The sequence below is a fragment of the Ruegeria sp. B10 genome, assembly GCF_056539825.1.
On the sequence record NZ_JBQFVP010000014.1, the window covers coordinates 43,096 to 68,225 of the forward strand.

27 protein-coding genes are annotated in these 25,130 nt (G+C 59.7%); 10 read left to right on the forward strand and 17 right to left on the reverse strand.

Annotated elements, in window-relative coordinates; all coding sequences use genetic code 11:
• Nucleotides 1-234: 234 nt before the first annotated feature.
• Nucleotides 235-2,382, forward strand: a complete 2,148-nt coding sequence (pnp, locus tag ACR0J4_RS18435) for a polyribonucleotide nucleotidyltransferase (RefSeq protein WP_170643660.1) — start codon at nt 235-237, stop codon at nt 2,380-2,382.
• 87 nt (nt 2,383-2,469) lie between these two features.
• On the forward strand, nt 2,470-2,859 hold the full coding sequence (locus ACR0J4_RS18440; RefSeq protein ID WP_170643661.1) for a nuclear transport factor 2 family protein: 390 nt from the start codon (nt 2,470-2,472) through the stop codon (nt 2,857-2,859).
• A gap of 3 nt (nt 2,860-2,862) precedes the next feature.
• On the opposite strand, the gene ACR0J4_RS18445 is transcribed toward ACR0J4_RS18440, so the two are convergent.
• Nucleotides 2,863-3,498, reverse strand: a complete 636-nt coding sequence (locus ACR0J4_RS18445) for a DUF1326 domain-containing protein (RefSeq protein WP_170555450.1) — start codon at nt 3,496-3,498, stop codon at nt 2,863-2,865.
• Between the two features lie 200 nt (nt 3,499-3,698).
• Between ACR0J4_RS18445 and ACR0J4_RS18450 the strand changes: the two genes are divergently transcribed.
• Nucleotides 3,699-4,430: a glycosyltransferase family 25 protein gene (locus ACR0J4_RS18450; RefSeq protein ID WP_170555448.1), complete on the forward strand. Its 732-nt coding sequence runs from the start codon at nt 3,699-3,701 to the stop codon at nt 4,428-4,430.
• Nucleotides 4,431-4,498: 68 nt separating this feature from the next.
• On the opposite strand, the gene ACR0J4_RS18455 is transcribed toward ACR0J4_RS18450, so the two are convergent.
• Nucleotides 4,499-5,149, reverse strand: coding sequence for a peroxiredoxin (locus ACR0J4_RS18455; protein WP_170555446.1), 651 nt, complete (start codon nt 5,147-5,149; stop codon nt 4,499-4,501).
• A gap of 203 nt (nt 5,150-5,352) precedes the next feature.
• Here ACR0J4_RS18455 and ACR0J4_RS18460 point away from each other — a divergent pair, with 203 nt between their 5' ends.
• The gene (locus ACR0J4_RS18460; RefSeq protein WP_170643662.1) at nt 5,353-6,792 is read left to right on the forward strand and encodes an aldehyde dehydrogenase family protein; all 1,440 of its coding nucleotides are present in this window, start codon (nt 5,353-5,355) and stop codon (nt 6,790-6,792) included.
• 55 nt (nt 6,793-6,847) lie between these two features.
• On the opposite strand, the gene ACR0J4_RS18465 is transcribed toward ACR0J4_RS18460, so the two are convergent.
• A complete protein-coding gene (locus tag ACR0J4_RS18465) occupies nt 6,848-7,282 on the reverse strand; it encodes a glyoxalase superfamily protein (RefSeq protein ID WP_170643663.1) in 435 nt (144 codons plus the stop codon).
• Between the two features lie 177 nt (nt 7,283-7,459).
• Entirely contained in the window at nt 7,460-8,302 is an 843-nt protein-coding gene (locus tag ACR0J4_RS18470) for a bifunctional helix-turn-helix domain-containing protein/methylated-DNA--[protein]-cysteine S-methyltransferase (RefSeq protein WP_170747416.1), read from the reverse strand.
• A gap of 118 nt (nt 8,303-8,420) precedes the next feature.
• Between ACR0J4_RS18470 and nth the strand changes: the two genes are divergently transcribed.
• Nucleotides 8,421-9,065, forward strand: coding sequence for an endonuclease III (gene nth / locus ACR0J4_RS18475; protein ID WP_170643665.1), 645 nt, complete (start codon nt 8,421-8,423; stop codon nt 9,063-9,065).
• Entirely contained in the window at nt 9,062-10,051 is a 990-nt protein-coding gene (locus tag ACR0J4_RS18480; protein ID WP_170643666.1) for an adenosine kinase, read from the forward strand. The genes nth and ACR0J4_RS18480 overlap by 4 nt, the downstream gene beginning before the upstream one ends.
• A 35-nt stretch (nt 10,052-10,086) precedes the next feature.
• Here ACR0J4_RS18480 and ACR0J4_RS18485 read toward each other — a convergent pair whose 3' ends face one another.
• The 3 genes from ACR0J4_RS18485 to ACR0J4_RS18495 all read right to left on the reverse strand — a co-directional run bounded on the left by ACR0J4_RS18485 (nt 10,087) and on the right by ACR0J4_RS18495 (nt 12,845).
• Complete coding sequence (locus tag ACR0J4_RS18485) at nt 10,087-10,923, reverse strand: DUF547 domain-containing protein (protein WP_170555438.1); 837 nt, start codon at nt 10,921-10,923, stop codon at nt 10,087-10,089.
• Nucleotides 10,920-12,293, reverse strand: coding sequence for a radical SAM protein (locus tag ACR0J4_RS18490; RefSeq protein ID WP_170643667.1), 1,374 nt, complete (start codon nt 12,291-12,293; stop codon nt 10,920-10,922). Before ACR0J4_RS18490 ends, ACR0J4_RS18485 begins: the two co-directional genes overlap by 4 nt.
• 66 nt (nt 12,294-12,359) lie before the next feature.
• Nucleotides 12,360-12,845: an RNA pyrophosphohydrolase gene (locus ACR0J4_RS18495; RefSeq protein ID WP_170643668.1), complete on the reverse strand. Its 486-nt coding sequence runs from the start codon at nt 12,843-12,845 to the stop codon at nt 12,360-12,362.
• A 137-nt stretch (nt 12,846-12,982) separates the two neighbouring features.
• On the opposite strand from ACR0J4_RS18495, the gene ACR0J4_RS18500 reads away from it, so the two are divergent.
• Nucleotides 12,983-15,010 (forward strand): NADPH-dependent 2,4-dienoyl-CoA reductase, encoded by a 2,028-nt coding sequence (locus tag ACR0J4_RS18500; RefSeq protein WP_170747417.1) that lies wholly within the window; start codon nt 12,983-12,985, stop codon nt 15,008-15,010.
• Between the two features lie 12 nt (nt 15,011-15,022).
• Here ACR0J4_RS18500 and ACR0J4_RS18505 read toward each other — a convergent pair whose 3' ends face one another.
• A complete protein-coding gene (locus ACR0J4_RS18505) occupies nt 15,023-15,955 on the reverse strand; it encodes a glycosyltransferase (RefSeq protein WP_170643670.1) in 933 nt (310 codons plus the stop codon).
• 115 nt (nt 15,956-16,070) lie between these two features.
• Entirely contained in the window at nt 16,071-16,511 is a 441-nt protein-coding gene (locus ACR0J4_RS18510) for a DUF4399 domain-containing protein (protein WP_170555429.1), read from the reverse strand.
• Between the two features lie 227 nt (nt 16,512-16,738).
• Between ACR0J4_RS18510 and ACR0J4_RS18515 the strand changes: the two genes are divergently transcribed.
• On the forward strand, nt 16,739-17,644 hold the full coding sequence (locus ACR0J4_RS18515) for a LysR family transcriptional regulator (protein WP_170379389.1): 906 nt from the start codon (nt 16,739-16,741) through the stop codon (nt 17,642-17,644).
• A 63-nt stretch (nt 17,645-17,707) separates the two neighbouring features.
• Here the strand turns inward: ACR0J4_RS18515 and ACR0J4_RS18520 are convergent, their stop codons facing one another.
• From ACR0J4_RS18520 to ACR0J4_RS18535, 4 genes are read right to left on the reverse strand one after another with little or no spacing between them, the layout of a single operon-like run.
• Entirely contained in the window at nt 17,708-18,610 is a 903-nt protein-coding gene (locus tag ACR0J4_RS18520) for an OmpA family protein (RefSeq protein ID WP_170555427.1), read from the reverse strand.
• On the reverse strand, nt 18,607-19,179 hold the full coding sequence (locus ACR0J4_RS18525; RefSeq protein WP_480668772.1) for a peroxidase-related enzyme: 573 nt from the start codon (nt 19,177-19,179) through the stop codon (nt 18,607-18,609). The genes ACR0J4_RS18520 and ACR0J4_RS18525 overlap by 4 nt, the downstream gene beginning before the upstream one ends.
• Nucleotides 19,180-19,195: 16 nt before the next feature.
• A complete protein-coding gene (locus ACR0J4_RS18530) occupies nt 19,196-19,906 on the reverse strand; it encodes a GNAT family N-acetyltransferase (RefSeq protein WP_170643671.1) in 711 nt (236 codons plus the stop codon).
• Nucleotides 19,903-20,625 carry a molybdopterin-binding protein gene (locus ACR0J4_RS18535; protein WP_170643672.1) on the reverse strand — a complete coding sequence of 241 codons (723 nt, stop codon included), beginning with the start codon at nt 20,623-20,625 and terminating at the stop codon, nt 19,903-19,905. Before ACR0J4_RS18535 ends, ACR0J4_RS18530 begins: the two co-directional genes overlap by 4 nt.
• Nucleotides 20,626-20,676: 51 nt before the next feature.
• Between ACR0J4_RS18535 and sfsA the strand changes: the two genes are divergently transcribed.
• On the forward strand, nt 20,677-21,384 hold the full coding sequence (sfsA, locus tag ACR0J4_RS18540) for a DNA/RNA nuclease SfsA (RefSeq protein ID WP_170643673.1): 708 nt from the start codon (nt 20,677-20,679) through the stop codon (nt 21,382-21,384).
• Here sfsA and ACR0J4_RS18545 read toward each other — a convergent pair.
• Nucleotides 21,381-21,746, reverse strand: a complete 366-nt coding sequence (locus ACR0J4_RS18545) for a hypothetical protein (RefSeq protein ID WP_170643674.1) — start codon at nt 21,744-21,746, stop codon at nt 21,381-21,383. The genes sfsA and ACR0J4_RS18545 overlap by 4 nt on opposite strands.
• 99 nt (nt 21,747-21,845) lie before the next feature.
• Nucleotides 21,846-23,501, reverse strand: coding sequence for a tetratricopeptide repeat-containing sulfotransferase family protein (locus ACR0J4_RS18550; protein ID WP_170643675.1), 1,656 nt, complete (start codon nt 23,499-23,501; stop codon nt 21,846-21,848).
• Between the two features lie 190 nt (nt 23,502-23,691).
• On the opposite strand from ACR0J4_RS18550, the gene map reads away from it, so the two are divergent.
• Nucleotides 23,692-24,504 carry a type I methionyl aminopeptidase gene (gene map, locus ACR0J4_RS18555; protein ID WP_170747418.1) on the forward strand — a complete coding sequence of 271 codons (813 nt, stop codon included), beginning with the start codon at nt 23,692-23,694 and terminating at the stop codon, nt 24,502-24,504.
• Here map and ACR0J4_RS18560 read toward each other — a convergent pair.
• On the reverse strand, nt 24,492-24,671 hold the full coding sequence (locus ACR0J4_RS18560) for a hypothetical protein (protein WP_170555411.1): 180 nt from the start codon (nt 24,669-24,671) through the stop codon (nt 24,492-24,494). The genes map and ACR0J4_RS18560 overlap by 13 nt on opposite strands.
• 42 nt (nt 24,672-24,713) lie before the next feature.
• On the reverse strand, nt 24,714-25,061 hold the full coding sequence (locus ACR0J4_RS18565; protein ID WP_170643677.1) for a hypothetical protein: 348 nt from the start codon (nt 25,059-25,061) through the stop codon (nt 24,714-24,716).
• Nucleotides 25,062-25,130: the final 69 nt, after the last annotated feature.

A 25,130-nucleotide genomic window follows, 5' to 3' on the forward strand; every position in this document is an offset into this window, starting at 1 on the left:
CAGCCCCAAAAAAAGCGCAGCGCAGGGTGCTTAAATTCCAGTCTGCACGTTTCTGCCAATCGCAGCGGTTCCCCTTTCCTTTCAACGCATTCTCATGTATGCGCGCGGGTATCTGAGACGTTGTGCCCTGACCCCGGCACTCGAATGGAAGATAAAGTGGGGTCGGCGGCAATGGGGCCGCCATGCAAACCGGAGACCCGCAGGGGCGGGAGTGCTCCGTTCTAGGATACGCATATGTTTGATGTAACTAAGAAATCTATGCAGTGGGGCGAAGATACGCTTACACTGGAAACAGGCAAGGTTGCCCGTCAGGCGGACGGCACCGTGATTGCCACGCTGGGCGAAACCAGCGTCATGGCCAACGTGACCTTTGCCAAGCAGCAAAAGCCCGGTCAGGATTTTTTCCCGCTTACCGTCCACTACCAAGAGAAATACTATGCCGCCGGTAAAGTTCCGGGTGGCTTCTTCAAGCGCGAGGCGCGCCCGACCGAGAAAGAGACGCTGACCGCGCGTCTGATCGACCGTCCGATCCGCCCGCTGTTCGTTGACGGCTTCAAAAACGAAGTTCTGGTGATGTGCACCGTGCTGAGCCACGATCTGGTCAACGACCCCGACATCGTTGCGATGATCGCGGCATCCGCTGCTCTTACCATTTCCGGCGCGCCGTTCATGGGCCCGATCGCCGGTGCCCGCGTTGGTTTCGTGGATGGCGAATACGTCCTGAACCCGACCGTCGACGACATGCAGGACCTGCGCCTGAATCCCGAACAGCGTCTGGACCTGGTTGTTGCCGGCACCAAAAACGCCGTGATGATGGTGGAATCGGAAGCTTACGAACTGTCCGAGGCTGAAATGCTGGGTGCCGTGAACTTCGCGCACGAGCAAATCCAGCCGGTTTTGGATCTGATCATCGATCTGGCCGAAGAAACCGCAAAAGAGCCGTTTGAGTTCGTCGCCCCCGATTACTCTGAGCTTTACGCTGCTGTTTCCGCAGCAGGTGAAGAGCAGATGCGCGCCGCATTCGCGATCACCGACAAGCAAGAGCGCACTGCCGCTGTTGCCGCGGCCCGTGAAGCGATCAAAGAAGCGCTGACCGAGGAACAGCTGGAAGACGCGAACCTGGGTTCCGCGATGAAAAAGCTGGAAGCCGGCATCCTTCGCGGTGACGTTGTCAAAGGCGGCAAGCGCATCGACGGTCGTTCGACCACCGATGTTCGTGCCATCGAAGCCGAAACCTCGCTGCTGCCGCGTACACACGGTTCCGCCCTGTTCACCCGTGGTGAAACGCAGGCGCTGGCCGTGACCACGCTGGGCACCGGCGACGATGAGCAGTTCATCGACGCGCTGCATGGCAACTTCAAATCGAACTTCCTGCTGCACTACAACTTCCCTCCCTATTCGGTTGGTGAAGTCGGCCGCGTGGGTTCGCCCGGCCGTCGTGAGATCGGCCACGGCAAGCTGGCATGGCGCGCGCTGCAGGCGGTTCTGCCTGCGCCGACTGACTTCCCCTACACCGTACGGGTGGTGTCGGAGATTACTGAATCCAACGGCTCGTCTTCGATGGCTTCCGTCTGCGGCGGTTCGCTGTCGATGATGGATGCTGGTGTTCCGCTGAAAGCACCAGTTGCCGGTGTGGCCATGGGTCTGATCCTGGAAGATGACGGCGAGTACGCTGTTCTGACCGACATTCTGGGTGACGAAGACCACCTGGGCGACATGGACTTCAAAGTGGCGGGTACCGAAAACGGCATCACCTCGCTGCAGATGGACATCAAGGTCGCTGGTATCACGCCGCAGATCATGGAAACCGCTTTGGCACAGGCCAAAGAGGGCCGGATGCACATTCTGGGTGAGATGGGCAAAGCCCTGTCCGAGACCAACGAATTCTCGGTCCACGCTCCGCGCATCGAGACCATGAACATCCCGACCGACAAGATCCGCGAAGTGATCGGATCGGGCGGTAAGGTCATCCGCGAAATCGTTGAGGTTTCGGGTGCCAAGGTCGACATCAACGACGACGGCGTCATCAAGATCGCCTCGCCGGATGGTGAATCGATCCAGAAGGCCTATGACATGATCTATTCGATCGTGGCCGAGCCGGAAGAAGGTCAGATCTACACCGGTAAAGTGGTCAAGATCGTCGACTTCGGTGCCTTCGTGAACTTCTTTGGCAAGCGCGACGGCCTGGTCCACGTGTCCCAGATTGAAAACCGCCGCCTGAACCATCCGTCGGACGTTCTGAAGGAAGGTCAGGAAGTAAAGGTCAAACTGCTGGGCTTTGACGATCGCGGCAAGGTCCGCCTGTCGATGAAAGTTGTCGATCAGGAAACCGGCGAAGAGATCGTTCCTGAGAAGAAAGAAAAGAAAGAAGACGCAGAGTAGTCTGTTCTACTTTCAAATGATGAAGGCCCCGGTGAAACCACCGGGGCCTTTTTTGTGCTACAGTGCCGCCCAGCAGGAGGGTTGGCGATGTCTAACAAGGACCAGATGGATGAACTGGCGCGGCTTTACCTACAAGCCATCGAAAGCGGCGACCTGCCCACGATGCTGAACCTGTTTGCCGAGGACGCGACGGCAACCTCTCCGATATCGGGCAAGCAACCGGCGCGGGACTTCTATACCAACGTGATGAACATCACGAGCGACCGGTCCACCCTTCACAAGAACACCTTTACCGACACATCCGGTGCGCCGCAGATGGCGGTTCATTTCAACTACACCCGCACCATCCGAAACGGGCACCCTGAAACGATTGAATGCGTAGACCTGTTTGAATTGACCGAGGATCAAACCCGATTCCAATCGGTGCGGATCATCTATGACACCGCACCGGTTCTTGTAGATTTTGGTGAAGCCTGATCCTTAGTGCGCCACCCCAGACGGACCGTGCTTCATGACATGCCACTGACCATAGCTGTCGTTCAAATCCAACTTTATCGCCGCGTCGGCCTTGGTCGAGGCACTGCCGATCTCGGCTAAGGTAAATTCAATCCCGCCTGGAATGTCGATCCGCACGCGATGTGGGCCACCACCATGCGGCGCTTCAATGGGACGGCCGGTCGAGTTCAGCACATCTCCGATAGACACCTTTGCCGTACGCTCCTCCATATCCATCTCGAAATCTATCGGCAGAAATAGGGTCTCATGCACGGTTTTGCACATCGCACGGAAGACGAACCAATGGGTCGCCATCTCTTCGGTCTCTTCCCCGTGGAAGACCTTTTCTAGTGCGGCCCTCTGAGCATCTGAGGCGCTTGGATCGATGATCACCTGCATCTCGCCGCCGCCCTCAAAGATCGGACCCGGCCAGGCATAGATCAAAGCGGCCTTGGCACCCGCTAAGTCGGTATCTCCAAAATGGCCTTTCGAGACTTCAAGCACTTCGAACCCACGGCAATTGCCCTGTGTTGGAAGTTCCTCGAACTGGCAAGGGCACGCGTAACCGCAATTACAGTTCCCAAAAGCATCACCTTCAACATACCAATCTGTAAAAGCCATCGTCTTCTCCTGTGTTTCACAGTGTGATCGCCCGATGGTGCGGATGCCTGGTTCGTCTGCCTATCGCACCCTAGCATATTTGTGTCCTTTCAAGAACCGGTCGCCGACACCGCTCGCACTGGTTCAGCTTGCAAAAAATGAACGACCATTTCTCTCGCGTTGCTCTTTCCCCACACGCGCCCGTGTTCTATGCACGCACAATGCGATCTTTCATCATCCATATGTCCTCCAGCACGGCTCGCCGCGCCAACGCAGACCAGCTGTGCAAGGACCTGCCGAATGCCGAACTCTTCGAGGCGACCAACGGGCGCGACGCGGACCAGATCGCAGATGTCCGTCTGCATCCCGGCACCCTGCACAAGCCGCACTACCCGTTCGACCTTCGCCCCGCGGAAATCGGCGTATTCCAAAGCCACCGGCGTCTCTGGCAAAAACTGGTGGATGAAGAGATCGACCTGGCCATCATCACCGAGGATGACCTGCGCGTCGATCCGGACAAAATGGTCCAGGCAATCAAAATTCTGCACGCCATCGCCACCTCGGATCACTATATCCGCATCCCTGTCAAACAACGCGAAGTCGCAGCCCAAACATTGGCAGAAGAGAACGGCCTGAGCCTGATCCTGCCCAAAGTGATCGGGCTGCAATGCGTCTGCCAAATGGTCGGCCGCAACGCCGCCAAACGGCTTTTGAAGGCGACCGATCGAATCGACCGCCCCGTGGATACGTTCCTGCAAATGCACTGGATCACCGGCCAGCCAATCCATGCCCTTCTGGGCAGCGGCAACCGCGAAGTAGCCCGCGATATCGGCGGCTCGACCATCCAGACGAAACCACCCTTCTCAGACAAACTGACCCGCGAAGTCAAACGCGCTGCCTACCGGGCACAGCTCCACCTGCACCCGCAGCGCCCGCCTACTTCATCTGGCTGAAAATATCTTCGGGGGAATTGCGCTCAAGGCGCGATGGGGGGCAGACAGCCCCCCTGACCCGACCTAAATCAGGACGGAGCCTTGGTCTTGCGCAGATAAGGGAAGATCGTCTCGAACTCACCAAACTTCGCCTTGGCGTCTTCGTTCGAAACGGTCGGCGGGATGATCACATCCTCACCCGGCACCCAGTTCGCAGGTGTCGCAACACCCTTGGACGATATCTGCAGCCCGTCCAACGCCCGCAGGATCTCGGCAAAGTTCCGGCCCACGGTCATCGGATAAGTCATCGACAGCTTCAACTGCTTGTCGGGTCCGATGATGAAAACCGAACGCACAGTGGCGCTATCTGCAGGCGTTCGGCCATCGGGCAGGTAGGCCTCGGCGGGAAGCATGTCAAAGGCCTTGGACACCGCCAGCCCGTCATCTGCAATGATCGGGAAACCGGGGTTGGCCTTGCCATAGGCTTCGATGTCTTTCTTCCACTTCTTGTGGTCCTCGACACCGTCGACCGAAACACCGATCACCTTGGTATTGCGCGCCGCCCATTCGTCATTCAACTGGGCCACAGCCGAAAACTCGGTGGTGCAGACCGGGGTGAAGTCCTTGGGATGCGAGAACAGGATCGCCCAGCTGTCACCAATCCAATCGTGAAACTGAATGGTGCCCTGATCCGTCTCTGCGGTGAAATTCGGGACCGTGTCGTTGATACGCAAACCCATGGTGCAACTCCTTCTTTGGTTACTGACCGAGTCGAATGCTGTGAACCTAACCACTTTGCGCCAGAGTTAAACCTTCCGCAAAAGTCTTTTTCCGGGACGTCGCCAAACAAATTTGATCAAATTACCCCCTTGCCGCGCCTCAGAGCGAATGACAGACTGCGCGACAAAACCAGTCTTTGACATCACGGCCCGGAGGATACGCCATGATCGAAAAACGCGATTTCTACATTAACGGTCAATGGGTTGCCCCGTCTCAGGCATCTGATTTCGAGGTCATCAACCCCTCGACCGAGGAACCCTGCGCGGTGATCTCCCTCGGCGCTCAGGCCGACACTGACGCAGCCGTTGCCGCGGCCAAGGCGGCCTTGCCCGGCTGGATGGCAACGCCGGTCCAAGAGCGTATCGCCCTGGTTGAAAAGCTGGCCGACCTCTACATGACCCGGTCCGAGGACCTGGCGCAGGCCATGTCGCTTGAGATGGGCGCGCCGATCGACATGTCGCGCACTGCCCAATCCGGTGCAGGGATCTATCACCTGAAGAACTTCATCCGCGCCGCCAAGGCGTTTGAATTCGAGCGCCCTCTGGGCGATCACGCGCCCAATGATCGCATTATCTATGAAGCCGTCGGCGTCGCCGGTCTGATCACCCCGTGGAACTGGCCGATGAACCAGATCACCCTCAAGGTCGGCGCGGCGGCGATTGCGGGCTGTACGATGGTTCTGAAACCGTCCGAGCAGAGCCCCCTGAACGCAATGATCTTTGCCGAGCTGATGGACGAGGCCGGTTTCCCACCCGGAGTGTTCAACCTGGTGAACGGCGATGGCGCGGGTGTCGGTTCGCAACTCTCTGCGCATCCGGATGTGGACATGATCAGCTTCACCGGCTCGACCCGCGCGGGCACTGCGATCTCGAAAAGCGCTGCCGATACCCTGAAGAAGGTGCATCTGGAACTGGGCGGCAAAGGCGCCAACGTAATCTTTGAGGATGCGGATGAGAAGGCCGTGAAACGCGGCGTTCTGCACATGATGAACAACACCGGCCAAAGCTGTAACGCTCCAAGCCGGATGCTGGTGCAGCGCCCGATTTATGACAAGGCCGTTGAGACCGCAGCCGAAGTGGCCAATGCTGTCACGGTCGGCCCGGCCACGGAGGAAGGCCGCCATATCGGGCCCGTTGTGAATGAGCTTCAGTGGACCAAGATTCAGGACCTGATCCAAGTTGGTATCGATGAAGGCGCGCGGCTGGTCGCAGGTGGCACCGGGCGGCCCGAGGGGCTGAACAAGGGCTACTATGTGCGCCCCACGGTGTTTGCCGATGCCAATAACCAGATGACCATTGCGCGGCAAGAGATCTTCGGCCCGGTCCTGACCATGATCCCCTTCGACACCGAGGAAGAAGCCGTCGAGATCGCCAATGACACGCCCTATGGCCTGACCAACTATGTCCAGACACAGGACGGCGCGCGCGCCAACCGCATGGCGCGGGTGTTGCGGTCCGGGATGGTTGAGATGAACGGTCAGTCGCGCAGCGCGGGATCTCCGTTCGGCGGGATGAAGCAATCCGGCAACGGCCGCGAAGGCGGCGTCTTCGGCCTTGAGGATTTTCTTGAGATCAAAGCCGTCGGCGGTTGGGCAGCAGAATAGGCATGTGGCCTGATCTAGGACGATTGGTGAGGCTCGGGCAGAGCCTCACCCTTTTCTAGGCTGGACGCACAACCAGCTGGGGTTGCCCATCAGACGTCCTTTGTGTTGAGCGTCCATCCCAACCGATCACCCCGGTTACACGTTGGCGGTACGAGGAAAAGCTCTCGAACTGCACCACATCAACTGGCGTTTCAAAATGCAGGGTAACCCTGCGGTTGGATCCGTCACCCAACAGGGTCATGCCGCGTATTTCGGCTGAGAACGGCTGCCCCAGATATCGCCCTTCAACCCGATCTCCGACACGCAAGTGCATGCGGTTTCCAGCTTTGGCGTGCAGTGTATTCCAATCCCGAACGCCATATTGATGGGCGAGCATCTCCAACGCCTCGCTATGTGAAAGGGTCACATCTTTGGCGCGTAGGTCTTCACGCAAGCGCTTGGCCTGCGCTTTCAACTCGTCTATCGGTGGGATTGTTCTTTGTATCGTCATCATGTGCCTCGTTTCCTTGAACGGGCGCGAAATCTGGACGGGGTTCGCATTGCCATCCGCGCGCCGGGAAAGTGGCAACAGATGTTCGTATTCAGGGTTTCACCGAAGCCAAAGGCCGCGAACGGCAGGGGACCCAAACCTTGCTAGTCCTTTGGCACTGCTTGGTTGCAGAGTCAATCAGGCATCCGCCTGCGCAGCCTCATAGGCCAGCATCGCGCGCTTCACCGGCAGACCCCAGTGGTATCCGCCCAGACCGCCCGACTTGCGCAAGGCCCGGTGACAGGGGATCAGCCAGCTCACCGGATTGCGCCCAACCGCTGTCCCCACCGCGCGCACCGCCTGAGTCGACCCCACCCGCTGCGCGATTTCCGAATAGGTCGTGACCTGACCCGAAGGGATATGCATCAGCGCCTCCCACACCTTGATCTGCAGCGGTGAGCCGATCAGGTGCAGTGGCGTCTCGGACCGGTTCGCGCCAAAGGAGGCCTCGACCCAAGGACGCAGCTTTTCGGTATCCTCGACGAAATTGGCCTTGGGCCAGCGCGCGGTCATGTCCTCCATCGCGGCGGCCTCGCCGGTTTCGGCACCAAACGCTATGCCGCAGATGCCCTTGTCGGTCCCCATGACCAACGCTGGCCCGAAAGGACAATCGAACCACCCCCAGTAGACCGTCAGCCCCGCGCCTTTGCGGGCGTACTCACCTGGGCTCATGGATTCCCATTTCAGGAACAGGTCGTGCAGGCGGCCGCTGCCGGACAGGCCGACATTATGGGCGGTCTCCAACGTGGTGAAGCGTTCCCGCAGCAGCGCCTTGGCATGACCCAGCGTCAGGTATTGCTGGTACCGTTTCGGCGACACCCCGGTCCAGCGCGAGAACAGGCGCTGGAAATGGGCGGGACTCATGCCCATCTGGCTGGCCAGTTCTTCAAGGCTGAGGGTTTCGCCACCCTGATCAATCAACTCGATCGCGCGGCGCATGACGTTGTAGTGGTATCCGCTTTCGGGCGTCTGGACGTTCATGGCTTTCACCTCATCTGTTGAACCGAACCATAACGCGCAGGTCACGCTCCCGCGACCCGGAACTTGCGCATTGGCTTTGGGCTTGTGTCATTGGCCCTTGGGCGGCATTAAGGCTCGGATGGCAAAGCAACTCGATTATCACACGATCCGCGAAATCTTTACGCGCTTTCAAGAGGCCGACCCGGAACCCAAGGGCGAGCTGGAGCATGTGAACGTCTACACTCTGGTCGTGGCAGTGGCGCTTTCGGCGCAGGCGACCGATGCGGGCGTCAACAAAGCCACGCGTGAGCTGTTCAAGATCGCAGATACTCCGCAAAAAATGCTGGATCTCGGCGAAGAGGGCCTGATCGAGCATATCAAAACCATTGGCTTGTTCCGCCAGAAGGCGAAGAACGTCATTAAGCTCAGCCGTATACTGGTCGAAGACTACGATGGTGAGGTCCCCAATTCCCGCGCGGCGCTGCAATCTCTGCCCGGTGTCGGGCGCAAGACGGCCAATGTGGTTCTGAACATGTGGTGGCGGCAACCGGCGCAAGCGGTGGACACGCATATCTTCCGTGTCGGCAACCGCACTGGTATTTGCCCCGGCAAGGACGTAGACGCCGTCGAGCGCGCCATTGAGGACAATATTCCAGCCGACTTTCAACTCCATGCACATCACTGGCTGATCCTGCACGGGCGCTATCACTGCAAGGCGCGCAAGCCGCAATGCTCGACCTGCATCATCCGTGATCTCTGTCAATTCGAGGACAAGACCCTATGAAAACCTACCAACTGACCGGCATCGGAAATGCCGTTGTGGATGTCATTTCCCAGGCCGATGACAGTTTCCTGGAACTGATGGGGATTGAAAAAGGCATCATGCAACTGATCGAGCAAGAGCGTGGCGAAGTGCTCTATGCCTCGATGGAGGGTCGGGTGCAGACACCGGGCGGCTCGGTCGCGAACACCATTGCGGGCGCGGGTGCGCTGGGTCTGGATGCTGCCTTTATTGGCCGTGTGCATGATGACGCGTTGGGTAGATTCTATGCCGATGCGATGAACGAAGACGGCGTGGATTTCGTGAACCCACCTGTGCCGGGCGGCGAGCTGCCGACCTCACGCTCGATGATCTTCGTCTCGCCCGATGGTGAGCGGTCGATGAACACCTATCTGGGGATTTCCTCGGAACTGTCGTCTCAGGACGTCTCGGACGAGGTTGCCGGAAACAGCCAGATCATGTTCCTCGAGGGGTATCTGTTCGACAAGGAAAAGGGTAAAGCCGCGTTTCTTGAGGCCGCGCGCGCCTGTCACAGAGGCGGCGGCAAGGCCGGTATCGCCATTTCCGATCCTTTCTGCGTCGAGCGTCACCGGGTCGATTTCCTGCTGCTGATCGAGAACGAACTGGACTTCGTGATCGGCAACGAGGCTGAGATCAAATCGCTGTTCGAAACCGACGATCTTGAGGACGCACTGGCCAAAACCGCCGCAATCTGCCCTCTGGTCGTCTGCACCCGTTCGGGCGACGGCGTGACGGTTCTGAACGGCGACACCCGTCACGATGTTGCGGTCGAAAAAGTAGTGCCCGTGGATGCGACCGGCGCAGGCGATCAATTCGCCGCCGGATTCCTTTACGGTATGGCCACCGGCCGCGACTATGAGACCTGCGCCAAGATCGGTAATGTCTGCGCACGCGAAGTGATCAGCCATATCGGTCCGCGCCCCGAGGCAAACTTGCAAGAATTGCTGCGGGAAGAAGGCCTGCTGTAAGACATTGATCCGGGTCGGCGCCCACGCGCCGGCCTTCAGGATCCGGCGGCTGCGTCATTCGACGCCCAATCATACTCATAAGCATTCACACGTTGGGCTTGCTTGAGGCGCTGTTGCAACCCCGCGTCGGCTGCTGTTCCGAGATAGGCGATCACGGCCTGCTCATTGGTCCCGAAGTCCTCGCGGAACCAGATATAAATCTTCGACAGGATCAACCGCCCCTGATCATCGAATCGCACCCCACGCGGGTCGTTGACATAGGCGCGTTCGGCTGCGGCGAGATCGCGTTCCAGCGTCTTGGCCTCCCACGCGCGGGCCATCAGGTTCGGACACCCGACCGCCGCACAATTCAGCGCATAGTGAATGCGCGGCTCATTGAAAGTCGGTCGGATGATGCGGTGTTCAATGTCGTTGAGGGTCAGGCTCTGACCCGACACCACGGCCAACGGGCGACCCCACGGGCCGATCGACAAGGGCCCATCCTTGATGTCTCGGATCGAGGCGACTGGATAGGCCTCTAGCACCACATCCACCGTCAGCGCGTTGTAGAGGTTGATCCAATAGGCCAATTGCTGATCGCGGATCAGATCGGCCGGGTCAACGGCCTGCAGCTCGGTTAGATAGGCATCCAGCAGCGCGCTGTCGGCCGCACTCACCTGCCCATAGGCCACCCGGTTCACACCGCGCGCATCGGGGGCCACATAGCGGGTCAGAAAGCGGGTCCAATCTCCATGATCTACCTTCTCACCCGGAGGGGGCGCGGCGCGGGTCAGGGCCGTGTCGGGCAAGGGCGTCGCGGCGGGCAAGGCCAGCCTCTCCACACTGGCGCAGGCGGCCAGAAGCAGCAGCAGCAAGATCAGAACCTGTCTCATGAAGCGTTCTTTCGGCTTTGGCGGGCAGCGCGCAACTGCCCTTTGAGGCGTTTCAGTGGGGCCACCCTAGGGTCTTTCAACGCGGGCAGATCCGGGCGCGCAGACAGACCGCGCGTCGCCGCGTTCCACCAATAGGTGCCCATCGGACTGTCCACCCGATCCGGCGCGGCCAGATGCTGATCCCGCTGCGCGTTGTGGACGCACATGGAGAGCGGCCCGTTGGCCGTCGCAACCATGAACACGCAAGAGGCGCAGCGGTCTTTCTCTAACGCATCCGCAGCCATGAAATTGTGGATGAACACGGCCTGCCGCCGTACCGGTCCGCGCAATACGCCGGTCCCCAGCCGCAGAAGGCACCCGGCCAGATGGCTGAGCGCCCAAAGGGCCAGCAGCGGATGGCGGCGGATCAGGCGTCCCACGCAGGGGCGGATGCGGATATGAGCGTCTTGGCCTGTATCCACCTCCTCAAGCGCCGCAATCACCCGCTGAACCAGGCGCCGGTTCGACAGTAACGACACAGCCTTTCCCCCCGCAGAAACAACGCTGCCATACCGGTTGCAACTGGAATGCCCGACGGCTGCCGAGTCAAAATGCAACGACGTGCCATAGCCTTGCTCGACCGCGCGGATGACGCTGTCTTGCGTGATTGCATCGGGCCGCGCCCGCAACACGCCACGCCCGGTATCGGCCTGCATCTGGAACGAGACAAAACTGACCTCGGGCTGATCCCGCAGGAACCGGGCCGAAGCCGGGATTTCAGCAAAACTGCCCCCAAAAACGGTCGTATTGAAGAGAATACGCAGCCCCAAGCCGCGCGCCCGGTCGATATAGGTTTTGCGCACGCGGTTGAGCTCCACCTCGGAGGCAAACCCTTTGCGCTCTTGCGTCATGTCCACGTGAAAGGCCACGTCATCCAGCCCCGCTGCCGCCAATCGCGTCAGCATCGCCCGGCTGGCGCGGATGCCGTTGGTCATCAGGCACGAACGCATACCCAGCCGCTTGATCTCGCGGCAGAGCGCCTCAAGATCGTCAACCTTGCGCAGGGTCGGGTCGCCGCCGGTCAATTGAACGGAAACACCCCGACCATAGTGGCTGCGGATCGTGGCAATTCGCGCGAAGAGGACCGAGAGCGGGGGATCATAGGTCATCTCGGCCCGGTCCGAGAGGTAGCACAGTGTGCAGTCCAGATTGCAGCGCTGCGTCACCTCAAGCGCGACGCAGGCCATCGGGTAGAACCGCCCTGCTGTCTGAGACGGGCCGAACTCTCCGCACCCGCGCAATCCCTCACGCAGAGGCGCGCGCTGGTCCGAGCCCTGAAAGCGCCGTCCGGCGGGTTTGATGGAGATGGGGTCTGTCAGGGTGTCTTTCATGCACCCAAGCTAGAGGCAGTCCTTGACCCGAACCACGCCCCCTCACGGCAACGTGCAGGCTGGTGATCAGCTCAGATGACTACTAAAGACCGCGATCACCTGTTCATAGACCGCGCGCTTGAACGGCACAATTTCTTCGACCAGTTGATCCGGGGTCTGCCATTTCCAGCTGGTGAATTCTGGATGGTCCGTTGCAATATTGATCTGGTCGTCCTGGCCGGTGAAGCGCAGCAGAAACCATTTCTGCTCTTGCCCGCGATAACGGCCTTTCCAGATTTTCGGAACGATGTCGTGGGGCAGATCATAGGGCAGCCAGCCGTCAGTCTCGGCCACCACCTCGACCAGGTTAGCTGTCACGCCGGTTTCTTCCCATAGTTCGCGCAGCGCCGCATCTTGGGGGTCCTCGCCCTTGTCCACCCCGCCCTGAGGCATCTGCCAAGCGTTCTTGTGGCGGTCATTGCGTTGCCCCACGAAAATCTTGCCCTCGGCATTCATCAGCATCAGACCGACACAGGGGCGATAGGGCAGTTTGGCGATCTCTTCCGGGGTCATGCGAGGCCTCATGGACATGGTTCGCGACCTCTCTATCAAGCCGCGCGACAGGCGCAAAGGGGATGACGTTAGGTTTCGCGTGACAATGTTTACGCGAACGTCAATCTATTTCTCAACTTCGGAAGGGAGAGTTCGCCATGACTGCGTACCCAAACATGCTGGCCCCGCTGGACCTGGGCTTTACCACGTTGAAGAACCGCGTGCTGATGGGCTCGATGCATACCGGGTTGGAAGAGACCGGCGACTGGAACCGCGTGGCCGAGTTCTATGCGGATCGTGCCCGCGGGGGCGTGGCGCTGATGGTGACGGGCGGGATCGGCCCGAACCTCGAAGGGTCTGTCCTGCCGGGCGCGGCGATGATGACCACCGATAAGGACGTGGCGAACCACTCGGTCGTGACGGACCGCGTGCATGAGGCAGGCGGCAAGATCGCGATGCAAATTCTGCACGCCGGACGTTATGCCTATGGTCCCAAATGCGTGGCGCCCAGCCCGGTGAAATCCCCGATTTCTCCGTTCTCGCCCAGTGAGCTGGACGAAGACGGAATCGAGAAGCAGATCAGCGACATTGTGAACGCGGCTGTTCTCGCCCAGAAGGCGGGATATGACGGGGTCGAGATCATGGGCTCCGAAGGGTATTTCCTGAACCAGTTCCTCGTGACCCACACCAACAAACGCGAGGATCGCTGGGGCGGCTCATATGAAAACCGGATGCGCCTACCGATCGAGGTCGTGCGGCGCACGCGTGAGGCTGTGGGTACGGATTTCATCATCATCTATCGCCTGTCGATGATCGATCTGGTCCCGAATGGGTCGACCCATGACGAGGTGGTCGAGCTTGCTCAGCGGATCGAACAAGCCGGTGCCACGATCATCAACACCGGCATCGGCTGGCACGAGGCGCGGATTCCCACCATCGCCACCAGCGTACCGCGTGCGGCCTTTGCCTGGGTGACCAAAAAGCTGATGGGCAAGGTTGGTATCCCGGTGATCACCTCGAACCGGATCAACACGCCCGAGGTCGCAGAAGAGGTTCTGTCGACCGGCTGTGCCGACATGGTCTCGCTGGCGCGTCCGATGTTGGCGGACGCGGATTTCGTCAACAAGGCGATTGCGGGTCAGTCCGCGCAGATCGCGCCGTGTATCGCCTGTAACCAGGCCTGCCTGGACCACACGTTCGGCGGCAAACTGACCTCCTGCTTGGTCAATCCCCGTGCCTGCCATGAGACCGAACTGGTCATTGAGAAGGCCGAGACGCGCAAGACCGTTGCCATTGTGGGCGCTGGCCCGGCCGGTCTGTCGACTGCAATGACCGCTGCCCAGCGCGGCCATGACGTCACGCTGTTCGATCGCGCCTCGGAGATCGGTGGGCAGTTGAACATGGCGAAACAGGTACCGGGGAAAGAGGAATTCTGGGGGCTGGTCGACTGGTACCGCACCATGATGGATGATCTGGGCGTGAAGGTGGAACTGAACCGCGAAGTCAGCGCCGACGACCTGACCAGCTTTGACGAAGTCGTCATTGCCACCGGCGTTATCCCACGTGATCCGGAAATCCCCGGTCAGGACCGCGACTATGTCATCAGCTATATCGACGTGCTGCGCGAGAAAGCAGAGGTCGGCAAGTCCGTCGCCGTGATCGGCGCTGGTGGTATCGGCTTTGACGTATCCGAGTTCCTGTTGGAGGACGGCCACAGCATCACCACCGACCTGCCTGCCTGGATGAAAGAATGGGGCGTGACCGACCCGGAGCAGCACCGCTCGGGTCTGGCACCGGAAGGCCCTCAGCCTGCAGCCCCAGCACGTCAGGTGACTCTACTGCAGCGCAAGAAACAGGCGCATGGTAAAGGCTTGGGCAAGACCACCGGTTGGATTCACCGCGCGACGCTCAAGATGAAAAACGTCAGCTTCGTGGGCGGCGTAAATTATGAGCATATCGACGATGACGGCCTGCATATCAGCTTTGGCGAAGAGCGCGCCAACCCAACGGTGATTGCTGCGGACACCATCGTTCTGTGTTCCGGTCAACTGTCCGAGCGTAGCCTTGCAGACGCCCTGATCGAACGCGGGATCACGCCGCATGTGATTGGTGGCGCAGATGTCGCGGCGGAATTGGATGCGAAACGGGCGATAAATCAGGGCACCCGTCTGGCCGCCGCAATGTAGGGGCGCTGAGGTCTACATCGTATAAGTCAGGCCTGTCTCTTTCTCGAATCGGGCCATGTAGGTTTCGTAGTCGCGGTAGGCGCGATGGAACAGCAGCCGCGCCATTCGCGTCGCCCGCCATGGCTTTTTGCCCCCGACATAGTGCCAGATTTTCGGAGTTCTGCTTGCATCACTCAGATGCTGGCGGAACGTCTTGGACATTTTGCGGTATTTCGGACTGTGAGCGTCAAACCAGATCTGAGGCCGCGTGTTCCACTGAATGGGCAGGTGAAACCAGCGCCCGTGAAACAGTTGGTTCATTCTGTCCTGTTCGGGCAGGTAGGGAATGTGCGGAACCAGCTTCTCGAAATCGCTGATCTCGCGCAATTCGCGATCACCGTGTATGGCCGAACAGTCCATCACCATGATACCGGCGTTGAAATAACCTTCGCCCGGTATGAACCCCAACCTAATGCTCTTGCTCACGCGGCTGAGTGACTTTTTGTGCTCGTGGCCCGGTCTGAAAATCTGTTGCAGGGAAGGGCGCAGGAAGTCCCCTCCGCCAAGCGTCACCAGACCCATATCCACGCAGGCGGCAAAGGGTTGGCCTTCAAGGTCCATGTCCAGCAATTCCCAAACATCCGAAACAACCAGAGTGTCCGCATCCACAAAAACGCAGCGCTTTTCGCAAAGCTGGGGCAGAAACAAAGGCAGCATCGTGATCGCAGGGAACTTCGATTTGTACTCTGAAAAACCTGGCAGGTGATCGAGGTCGAATTTCCGGTACGAAATCGTCCCGCCCGTGAGGGATTGATTGGCCCGTTCAATGATCGCGATGTCTTCGCCTGTGAAATCCTGCCCGAAGATCGTCACATCCAAGGGCTTGCTCGCGTTTTTGACAGCGGAATATGCGGAAAGCAGAGCCGGGAACAGAAAAGACCTGTTCACGCCATAAACCACCTGCATCGCGCCCCCCCTCGATCACGTCAATGTGATGAGAAGGAATAGCAGCGAAGAGCAGGCACTTCAAACCCTTAGCGGCCCTCAAAACTCTTGGTTTGCGGCGTTACCCGGCGCCCCCTTATTCGACCGAAATCGTAATCACTTCGGATACAATGGGCGGGTTGTGCGGAACGTGACCCGCATCGCCCAAAACCAGTTGCAGCGTATGCTGACCTGCTGGCAGATTCAGAGTGACCTCGGTCTGGCCACCGCCGAAATGCATGTGGTTGTCGTCTGCGGGCAGCCCATAGAGCAACTCATCCGCGCCGTCTTCGCCCTGACCCAGCGGCGGTCGGTTTATAAGCAGATGGTGGTGGCCGGTATTGTCGGCCTCGGTCCCTGCAGGCGCAACGCCCATGCCGCTGAGGCCAAAGACCACCGTGACCGGTGATTGCACCGTGTCGCCATCGGCAAGGTTCGCGAAATAGACCTGCGCACCCGGCGCGGATGGCGTTTGTTCCTGCGCCGCGACAGCTGTGGCAAACAGAGCAACTAAAATGGCAGTGAAGATGGCTTTCATGATCTCCTCCCTCGTCACAAAAATGCCATTCTAGATCTAGCACATCTTGAATGTTTTTCAGAAAACGCCCGTTTGCAGGGCGATCACCATCGCGGGAAACAACTGTTTCCACGTTTCTGATACGCAAACGATCCGATTCAAAACCCTGATATTATCCCATGTCCGCCCCGATTCCGCCCAGATTGAGGGGCAAAGTCGTTGCAAGTAGCAAGACCTGGGGAACGAGAATGGATCGACTGACGGAAATGGAAGCCTTTGCCAACGTGGTGGACCAAGGTGGCTTCACCGATGCGGCCAAGAAGATGGGAATCTCCAAATCAGCCGTTTCCAAGCACGTGTCCAGCCTCGAGTCGCGGCTGGGGGCACGACTGCTCAACCGGACCACACGCCGCGTTTCTCCGACCGAGATTGGGTTGGCCTATTACGACCGCGCCCGCCGGGTGTTGAACGACGCGGGTGAGGCGGATTCGCTGGTCACCGCGATGCAATCGGCCCCTTCTGGCCTGCTGCGGATCAGCGTGGCGACGGATTTCGGGGTCAATCACCTGTCGCCTGTGCTGTCAGATTTTCTGGCCACCTATCCCGATATCACCGTGAACATGGTGCTCAATAACCGCTACGTGGAACTGATTTCCGAGGGTTTTGACGTGGCCGTTCGCATCGGGGAGCTGGAAGACAGCACTCTGCGCGCCCGCAAGCTGACCGAGACCGTCAAACGCATGGTCGCCGCCCCCAGCTATATCGAGAAATACGGCCGGCCCCAGAAGATCGATGATTTGAACGAACACAAGCTGCTGCACTATTCCAGCCAGTCCTCGGGCAATGTCTGGCGCCTGACTGCCCCATCGGGCGAGAAACGTCAGGTGCGCACGGCCGGTTGGCTCAGCGTGAACGACGGGCAATCGCTGTTGAATGCAGCAGTCTCGGGCCTCGGGATCGCCTATCTGCCCAGCTATCTTTACGCCGATGCGTTGAAAACCGGTGAGGTTGTGGATGCAATGCCATCCCTGCCGGACGAGGTGCAAGGCATCTACGCGGTCTATCCTCCAGGCCGCTTTACTCAGCCCAAGGTACGGGCCTTCATAGACTTCCTCGTTGACGCTTATTCCGAAAAAGGCGCGATGGACTGGTAATTCTCCCGGTGAACTGGATTGGCCCGTGCGTTCTTCGTGCGGGTCTTTTTTTGTGCAGACACGTCAGTTGACCAGCAAGACAGCCTCAACCCTACGGTTCAGATCGCGCCCTTCCGGTGTCGCGTTCGAGGTCAGCGGCGCAAGATATCCCACGCCCTGTGCTTCGATCCGATCCGCCGCGACGCCATGCTTGTCGATCAGGCGGGCACGCACCGCCTGCGCCCGTTCAGTGCTGACCTTTGTATTGGCCTGCAACGTGCCGGTATCATCAGTATGCCCCACCAACGCAAGCCGGGTTGACGGATTGTCGGCCAGGAACTGCGCCAGCAACGACAATGAAGCAAACGGGCCGTCGCCCAGTGCCACCTCGGCGGTGCGGAAATGCAAATCGTCCAGAATAACATGGCCCGACTGCTGCAACGCGTCCAAAAGGCCCTCCGTTCCGCTGGCGGATTGCTCAACGACCACAGGCGTTGGAGCCGGAGCATCAACGGGCGCAACGCGGATCAGTTGCACATAACCATCCGGCGGGTTGCGGCTGACCAGGAGGCTGAGCGCCTCGTCGCCCTTGGTGGCAGACAGAAAACGATAGTCGCGAATGGCGACATACATATCCGGTGTTGGCACCACTTCGGTCCCAAAGCGGAAATCGAACCCGCCGCAGGTCCGGGCCTCACATTCAAACAGGATATCAAAGCCCTGCGCCACGAGCTGATCCCGTAGCGGAGCCAGCAATTGCAGTGTCGTGCTAGAGCCCGCCTGCAAGCGCCATGTCAGCCGCTCGACCCGCCCCTCGACCGTGCGAGACGGGACTATGCCATCCGCAACGGGTCCTGTGGGCAGCTCATAGCTGTCCAGCGGCGAGGTCCTCTCGCTGATCTGACGCGCGCTGGCGGGCAGGGTCAGATCTTGCGCCAGACCCGGCCCGGCCATCAGACAAAAGGCAAGGGCGAGGCGTCGGATCATCGGGCTTGCGCGTGGTATTCGGGGTTGGGGGCCATGGCGGTGGCACTGGCCACCCTGTTTGACATGTTGAAGAACCCGGTGACGTTGGCGATGTCCCAGATATCCCGGTCACTGAAGCCCTGATCGCGCAAGTGCTGGCGATCAGCCTCTTCAATCTCGGCGCTTGCGGTGGTCATCTTCGCCGCGAAATCCAACATCGCACGCTGGCGCGCATCCAGAGGGGCGGTGCGGTAGTTCATCACCAGCATCTCGCCCAATTGCGGATCACCGGACATCTGCCTGACGGCAGCACCATGGGCAACAAGGCAGTAGAAGCACTTGTTGATCGAGGACACGACCACCGCGATCATCTCACGTTCGAGCTTGGACAGCCCGCTCTCTGCCAGCATCAGGTCGTTATACATGGCGGTGAAGGCGTTCAGCTTGTCGATGTCGAACGCGTAAGCCTTCAGCACATTCGGCACCATGCCCAGCCGTTCAAGGCAGACATCAAAGTATTTCTGCGTCTCTGGCGGCAAAGGGTCGGCCATAGGCAGGTTCAGCGCGGTGGGTAGATCGGTCTGGGTCACGGGCTTTCTTAACTCCTTAGACACGTTGACGATAATGGTATTCCCCGACAATCTCCATCCCGAGCGCACGGTAGAGGCCATTCGCCCCATCATTGGCCTTTGTACAGATCACGCTGAGCGTTTTCGCCCCGTTGTCCCGCGCCCAGAAGGCTGCTGCCCGCATGGCCCATTGGCCTAGGCCCTGACGGCGGTGATCGGGAAGAATCTCAAGCGCATGTACCATGGCCACATCGCCTTGCATGGCCATGAACACAGTTCCCGCCGGGCGACCGGAATGCCGCAGCAGGAACGAGGTCTTGGGACCCGCGGCACGCTCCATCACGGCCAGCCGTTCGGGGCCGATACCACCTTTGGCCCAGATCTCCTCCATGACGGCAAGCGGTGGCCAGATGCCAAACGCGGTCACGCGGGGCAGAGGCTGATCGGTCAGCTGCTCCGGCGGGCAGGCGTAGATGTTGACCGGGTCCAGCACCTCATAGCCGCGCGCTTCCAGTTGGGAGTCGAGCTTGCGGTCATCGGGCCACAGACAAAAGATGCGTTTCTGGCCCATGGCCTGCATGGCACCCTCGGCCGCGATGATATCGGCCTCGGTTGCGTCACCCAGCGCATTGGCGGCAGACACGCGTGATCCACCCCCCTGCCCTTCGCGCAGGCGGAAGGGGCCAAGGACGTCATAGCGCGCAGCGGGCCATGTTCCGTCAACAATGTCGGGCCAGTTGATGCTCACAACTCAAGCTCTTTTGCCAATTGGGTCATGGCCGCGTCGATGCGCGCACCCTCAGTCCCCCGGATTACCACGTTGGCGCCGAAGACCCCGTTGATCTGAAACGGATAACAGCCGATGGACAGGTCCGAGTACGCCTCGGCCAGTGCAGACAGCGTGGCAGCAATGTCGCCTTCGCCCCGATCCACCCGCAAGGTCTGAGACAACAGCGGGCTACCGCCCGTCAGACCCGGCAAAACACTAGCGACCATGGCTTGGAAGACCGAAGGCACCCCGGCCATCACATGCACGTTTTCGATGGTAAATCCGGGCGCGGTTGAGACCGGATTGTCGATCAATGCAGCCCCATCAGGAATGCGGGCCATACGCAGGCGGGCCTCATTCAACTCCAGCCCCGACTTGTCGTAATGCGCCTGCAAAAGCGCCCGCGCATCGTCGCGCACGTCAATCGGGGTGTCGAAAGCGCGGGCGATGCAATCGGCGGTGATATCGTCATGTGTCGGCCCGATGCCTCCGCTGGTGAAGACGTTGTCGTAGGACACCGACAGCGCTTTGACCGCCGCTTCTATAGCCGGGGCATCATCGCTGACAATTCGAACCTCTTTCAGGTCGATGCCATGCTTGGTCAACTCCCCCGCAAGATAGTGCATATTCGCATCACGCGTCCGGCCCGAGAGGATCTCATCCCCGATGACAAGCATTGCAGCGGTTGGATTGGCCATGGCGCGCGCCCCCTCTTGATCGGCTGTTGGGGCAGGTATAGGCCGTGGGGCATGAGATTTGAAACCCCCCTTGTCCCCGCCCGACTGATCCGCCGCTACAAACGCTTTCTGGCCGATTGCACGCTAGAGGATGGGCGCGAGGTGACAGCCCACTGCGCCAATCCGGGCTCAATGATGGGACTGGCTGAACCGGGCGAGAAAATCTGGCTGGAGCCCAATGACGATCCGAAGAAAAAGCTGAAATACGGCTGGCGGCTGGTTGATCACGAGAATGGCCATTTCACCGGCGTCGACACTTCGGTGCCGAACCGGGCACTGCGCGCGGCGTTGGAGGGTGGCGAGATCCCCGAACTGGCCGCTTATGAAACCGTCCGGGCCGAGGTGAAATACGGCCAGAACAGCCGCATTGATTTCCTGCTGACCCAGCCCGGCCTGCCGGATGCCTATGTCGAGGTCAAAAGCGTCACGCTTTCCCGCCAGCCCGGTCTTGCCGAGTTCCCCGACAGCGTAACCGCTCGCGGTACCAAACATCTAGGCGAGCTGGCCGCCATGGCCGAGCAGGGCCACCGCGCGATCATGCTGTATCTGGTGCAACGCACCGATTGCGACCGCTTCGCGCTGGCCGCCGATATCGACACGGCCTATGCGGTGGCCTTCGACACGGCGCAGGCGCAGGGGGTTGAACGTTTGGTGGTCGGCACCGCCGTTTCGCCACAAGGGATCGAGGTTGATGCGGCGAAGGCCTGGGCAATCGGTTAAGGCAGGAGAGTGAACTCTCCCAGATAAGAGCCTCGCCCCGATGTGTAGCCGCGATAGGTGCCATCCTCAACCTGCCCCACCGCAGCGCAGAGGTCCTGATCTTTGCGGAACGTCTTCCAACGGCTGCAGATCCTGTCGCCCTCCAACCACCAAACACCGGTGTCCCGGCCCAGGCGAGGAATCTCAGCGACAAAGCTTTGGTCGGCGTTCACGCTTGCGGTGCCAGTGACGCCCGCGCGGTTCAGGGCAATCTTGCGATCCTGTACCAAAAGCGCCGTAAACTGATCCTGCGTCAGCATCGTCACCTCTTCGCGGCAACCGCAGGTCAGAACGACCAGAAGAGCAGTAATCGCTCTGACCATCTCAGCCCCTGTTCCCGTTGATGTATTCTACTTTGCACCGTGCCGCAAAGCGGCGCGGATGGCCACGCGCGGGCGGGATGATCAACGAGATTTGAACTTCTACTTGTGAATTTCAGGCCAAAGATCGGCGTCCAACCCCTTCACAAACGGTGCGAAGTGATCGGCCACAACCTGCCACCCCCCGACCGAAGCCGTGTTGACGGGTTTACGGGCCTGAAGGTTGCTGGCCGTTCTGATCGCATCCGAGGATTTGTCGGGCGACAGCATCGCCTGTTCAAAAGGCAGGTCGCAGAGACGGGCCAGCTCCTTGGCACCGTCCTCCAGATTATTCACCAGATGCTCGTAGCTTATGTCATGGACCCGCCCCGGAAGCACGGCATGCCAGTGCTGAATATAGCGGCGATAGCGGTTGGCTTCGGCTGCCATCCAGCTCAGATCATGCGTGTAATACAGGCCACCCGCTCCGAAATGCGTCCGCCACATCGACAGCGCCACATCGCGCGGATCGCGCATGACGTTCAGGATTACCGCGTTCGGGAAGGCCTGCGCAATCGGCCCCAGAAACGCGTAATTCCCCGGAGCCTTATCGATAAAGGCGCGTGTGCCTTCCGCCGTCTGGGGCAAATTACCCGCGTAGTAATCGGCCAGCTCCTGTGCGTCACTTCCAGCACCCGGTTGGCTTTCTGCCTTGCGGGCCCAGTGGTGCACGCCCGCCAACTCTCCCAACCCCTGAACGGTGGAGTGTGAGGCCAGAATCCTCTCGATCAGAGTTGTGCCGGAGCGTGGTAAGCCGACCACAAACACTGGCCGCGGGATATCGGTGCGCGGCGCTGATGCAGGGGCGGGCAGAGGCGTGCTCAGACGCTGGCGGCAGGCTTTCTCGGCCCGGGTTTCCCAGCTTTTGAACCCATGCTGCAACTGATCATGCGCCTTGCGCAGCTGAAGCATCTCGGTCGCGGTATCGCCATCCTGTTTCGCAAGGCTCGCGGCGGCGAAATGCACAGTGGCTGCGGCTTCCCGATTGGCGTTGCCCGCCTCAAGCAGTTTAGAGGTCAGAGCCTGCAATTCCGCCCTATCCTCAGCCGACAGGTTCGGCAGAGTTGCAGCGAACTCCAGCGTTTCGGGATCCTCGGGCGCCAGCGCAAAGGCGGCGCGGCCATGGGTTAGAGCCTCAGACATACGCCCCAAACCGACGAGACCCTTGGCCAGTCGCAGCTGACCGTAGTGGAATTTCGGGTGCTTCTCGGCCACGGCCAACAGGACGTCGATGGCCTGGTTCCACTGGTGCATCTCATCCAGAATATCGGCCTTCAGGCAATGGGCCTGCAGATTGCCGTTTTGATGGCGCAGAACCTCATCAACATCTACCAACGCCTCGCTCAGTTGACGCTCCTGCAACAGGGCCATGGCGCGCACATAACGTTGCGGTGGGGTCAGAGGGGCCTTGGCCCCAACTTTATTCATCAGGGTTAGCGCCTTGCCGGCATCGCCGCCCTGAACAAGGCTCAGCCCGAAATTCTGGATCAGGTCGGGGTTCTCCGGCTCCATCTTCCAAGCGCGCTCCAGATGGGTCTGTGCCTGTTTGAATTCCCCCTGGTGAATGCATGCAAGACCAGCCATCTGCGGAAACGCGGGCATTTTGGGCCATTTCTTCCCGGCCTTGACTGCACGCTTCAGCGCCCTGTCCGCGCGCCCGGTCTTGAGCATTTCACTAATGGTGGCAATCTCGGCTCTCAGCTGGTCGGCTTTCTGCATCTGACTGCCCTTCTTCTATTTTAACGCCCGAGAACTATCTTACCCGTGCTAGTTTATATCGCTGTACGCGTCCACCTGTGATCGGATCGTCAACCATCCTAGATACAGGCTGCGACGCTGCACCCTCTGGAACTTTCTGCACAAGCAGCGTAAATAGAGCACTGCGCGAAACATTTGGAGCCTCGCATCCATGAAAGAACACCGTGGCCGCCTGACCAAGGACGGTATCCGCATTTACGAACAAGCTGACTTTGCCGGCATGCATGCGGCAGGGGCTTTGGCTGCGCGGATACTGGATGACATCGCGCAACATGTCTTCCCCGGCCAAACCACCGGTGCGATCGACGGGATCATCACCCAGATGGTCGAGGACGCGGGCGCGACTTCGGCCACGATTGGCTACAAGGGCTACCAGCACGCCAGCTGTATCAGTGTGAACCACGTGGTCTGCCACGGCATTCCCGGTGAGAAAAAGCTCAAGGACGGGGATATCTTGAACATTGACGTCACCGTCGTCGTGGACGGCTGGTTCGGCGATACCTCGCGGATGTATGTCGCAGGCAAACTGCCGCGAAAAGCCGAGCGTCTGATTCAAGTCACCCATGATGCACTGTTCAAAGGGATCGAGATGGTCAAGCCGGGCAACACGTTCGGCGATATCGGCCACGCGATTCAGTCCTATGTGGAAGCGCACCGCATGAGCGTTGTGCGCGATTTCTGTGGTCACGGGCTGGGTCGGGTGTTCCACGCCCCGCCAAACGTGCTGCACTATGGCCGCCCCGGTACCGGTTCCGTTCTGGAGGAAGGCATGTTCTTCACCATCGAACCGATGGTCAATCTGGGCCGCCCTGAGACCAAGACTCTGGCCGACGACTGGACTGCTGTGACCCGCGACAAGTCGCTCTCGGCACAGTTCGAACATTCGGTCGGTGTAACCGCAAATGGGGTCGAGATCTTTACCCTGTCACCCGGCGGCAAGTTCCATCCGACCTATTCTTCGTGATCGGCAACCTGATCCCGTAGCACTTTCAGCAGCATCGTCTCAGCCCCCCACGGCGTGATCGCGTCGTGGATGAACACCGGCGCGCGTGCAGGTTTGCGCGGCGGGCCGGTTTCTGTGTCAGTGTCCTGAGCCAAACCCCAGAACAAGGGCGGTAGGGCGCGGTCCATGCCAGAAGCCTAGCACAAACCGGCCCGCGCCTCAAAACCGGATCACGATGGCGTACAGCTGCCTCTGTCAAAACGCTGCGAAGTGCCTTTGATCATCATGTCATATTCGAGACTTACAAGATCAACGGCAAAGTTGACGACCTGACCATCCTGAATCAGCAAAAACGTCAGGTTGTCCAAACCCGGCAGGATGTCCGCCTCGCCCTGCAGATCTCCGACAGTGATGTGCCCTTTGTTGGACCCGTCCGAACGGGCCAACGTCACGTTGGATTGATCCACAGACGAGGTGCAATTGGCCGTAAATTCATTCGCATCTAGTTTTGTTTGCCCTGCAACAACAGGGGAGGAGCCCAGCACGATGGCCGAGGTCAGGGCAGCTCTGAAAAGCATAGAGAGTCCTTTAAGGGTTGTTCCGCGTTTCCACGGCGCGTAGAGGCGAAATTGGCCGCAATTTTGGCG